Raw genomic sequence first — 2677 nt, forward strand, 5'->3', positions numbered from 1 at the left:
AATGGGACACCCCTGGGGTGTCGGTGAGTCAGCTGGTCGGGGGCTTGGGGGTGCCGTTGGGGCCCTTCGGTCGCTTGTTGGGACGGTAGCTTGGGCCGTTCATGATGACTTGGTGGCTGGCGTTGATCAGCCGGTCGAGGAGTGACTCGGCGACGACGGGGTTCGGGAAGAGCGGATACCAGTCGCTGGGCGCCCTGTTGCTCGTGATGATCAGAGAACGTCCCTGCCGCTCGGAGACCAACTCGTAGAGATCGTCGGCCTGCGAGGCGTTCATCTGCCGCATGGCGAAGTCATCGAGGATGAGCAGGTCGGGGCGGATGAGGTCGCGCATGCGCTTGTCCCAGGTGCGATCCGCGTGGCCGCCGGCGAGCTCGGCCAGGACCCGGCTGGTCTTGGAGAAACGGACGTTGGCGCCCTGTCGGACGGCCTGGTGACCGAGGGCCTGGGCGACGTGTGTCTTTCCGACCCCGACGGGCCCGAACAAAATGACGGACTCACCGGAGTGGAGCCATCGCAGGGCCGCCAGGTCGCGGATCTGGGCCGCGGGTAGCTTCGGGGAGGCGTTGAAGTCGAAGCCCTCCAAGGTGGCCTGCTGCTCGAACTTCGCCCGCCGCAGGCGCCGTTCGAGCGCAACGGATTCACGGCGGGTGATCTCGTCCTGGCAGAGAACCTGCAGGAAATCGAGGTGCCCGAGCTCGCCGCCCTGGGCCTGGGTGAGGCGGGCGTCGAGTGTCTCGAGCATCCCGGACAGCCGCAGGATCTTGAGCGAGTCACGCAGAGCGGTGGTCATCACGCTCACCGGGCGACCTCCTCGACGTCGTCGTTCCCCTGGTCGTCGCGGACGTCATCGGGAATCTGCAGGGGGATGTCGGTGGCGAACAGGCCCTCGGGGCCGTGTAGGAAGGCCGAGGCGCCACCGTCTCCGGTCTCGGGTTCCGGGTCGGTCTCGGTGCCGGCGACAAGGATGCCCTTGACGGTGCGATAGGACGGGTCGCCGACCGTGATCGCCTTGCGGCAGGCGGCTTCGAGCCTGATGTCGCCGTACTTCTTGCGCAGCCCGAGCACCCCCTGGGCCGCCCGGAGCCGGTAGAGGGCATTGACCTCCAGGAGCTGGTCGATCACCTCCCGGCAGGCATCCCCGACCTGGGATGCCTGACCGCGACACCAGATCGGCGTGCGCATCTGAAAGGCGATCTTCTCCGGCGGGTAGTCCGTCTTGTCGGTGCGTTTGCCCTGCTCAAGTGCCGCGTGCGTCTTGACCAGTTCACCCTCGTGGAAGACCTGCACCATGGTGGCGGTGGAGCGGACATCGACGCGGCGGCCGATCAGCTTCCAGGGCACCGAGTAGAGGGTCCGGCCGACCTTGATGTGGATGTCCGGGCCGACCGTCGCCTTCGACCACCGCGCCAGCACGAACGGCGCCTCGGGCAACGGCAGCAGCACCGGCGCCTCGATGGACTCGAACACCGCCAAGGGAGCCGCCCCGCCCAGCGGACGGCACTGCCGCTGACCTGCGACATTACGGGACCAGAGCAGGGCCTCGGCCTGCATGTGCTCCAGCGAGGTGAACGTCCGCCCGCGCCAGTAGGAGTCGCGGACGTAGGGCATGGGCCGCTCCACTCTGGGCTTGTCCTTCGGCTTCAAAGCCCGGGCCGGATCCACCAACGCCCCATAGTAGGAGGCGAGTTCGGCATACGACTTGTTGATCTTCGGGTCGTAGAGGTCCGGCTTGTCGACCCCGGTCTTGAGGTTGTCCGGCACCAGCCGGCGCGGGACGCCGCCGAAGTAGCGAAACGCCTCCACGTGGGCTTGTGTCCAGGCGTGCTGGTCCATGTGGGCCACCGGGCGGACGAACATGTGCCGGGAGGCAGGCAGCACCATCACGAACGCCCAAATCCGGTGCCGCCGACCGGTGTTGGCGTTGATCCACTGCCCCAGGAAGCCGTAGTCGATCTGGGCCTCCGAGCCCGGCTCGACGTTCTCCCTCAGCACGGTGACCTTGGCGCGGGCGGCCTCGTCGGGCAGGTTCTCGTGTACCCACCGGCGAAACGAGGTCAGCCCCGCCTGCAGCTTGCGCTCGTCGCGCAGCCGCTGGTGGATCGTGGTCACCGTGCAGGTGTTCAGCAGTTCCACCACGTAGTCGCGGTGCTTCTCGATCTCCGGCCAAGTCAGTTGATTCAAGCGCCTGTTGGCCTGCTCGGGGAACCAGCTCTTGATCAGTTTCGCCCAGTCGGGCTCGCTCATCGGCGGGCCGCCCGGCGTGATCCCGGCCGCCTCGGCCGGCGCCAGGTACTTCCTGATCGTCTTGCGGTCCAGCCCCAGCGACGCCGCCAGCTGCGTCTTCGAGCGGCCCGCGTACCAGTGGACGTAGATCTCCACGATGTCCGTCACGGTGAATGTTCTCCTTGCCATCCGGATCGTCCGTCGACCTCCCGGCTCGCTGGTCAAGGGACACCAGCGACTCCGAGACGGCCCGGACCCTCAACCCGGCACCGGCATGCCCCAGGGGATCTCCACCAATTCGCAAGAAGGATCTATCGGTCGAACAAACCACCCGACACGGGGAAAGATCTTCAACCCGAGACCGTGACCGGCATCCCCATCCACGACCGGCGTCCCCCTGGGGAACCGCCGACACCAGGGCGGGGAATTACGGCGACAACATCACGCAGAACAT

Annotated in this window: 2 protein-coding genes; both read right to left on the reverse strand. The window is 67.0% G+C overall.

Annotated features, from left to right (window positions below):
- Positions 1 to 28: 28 nt before the first annotated feature.
- Complete coding sequence (gene istB, locus M878_RS90600) at positions 29 to 799, reverse strand: IS21-like element helper ATPase IstB (protein WP_023548259.1); 771 nt, start codon at positions 797 to 799, stop codon at positions 29 to 31.
- Complete coding sequence (istA, locus tag M878_RS90605; RefSeq protein ID WP_023548257.1) at positions 796 to 2391, reverse strand: IS21 family transposase; 1596 nt, start codon at positions 2389 to 2391, stop codon at positions 796 to 798. The genes istB and istA overlap by 4 nt, the downstream gene beginning before the upstream one ends.
- Between the last annotated feature and the right edge of the window lie 286 nt (positions 2392 to 2677).

This window comes from Streptomyces roseochromogenus subsp. oscitans DS 12.976, assembly GCF_000497445.1.
Classification (GTDB): Bacteria; Actinomycetota; Actinomycetes; order Streptomycetales; family Streptomycetaceae; genus Streptomyces; species Streptomyces oscitans.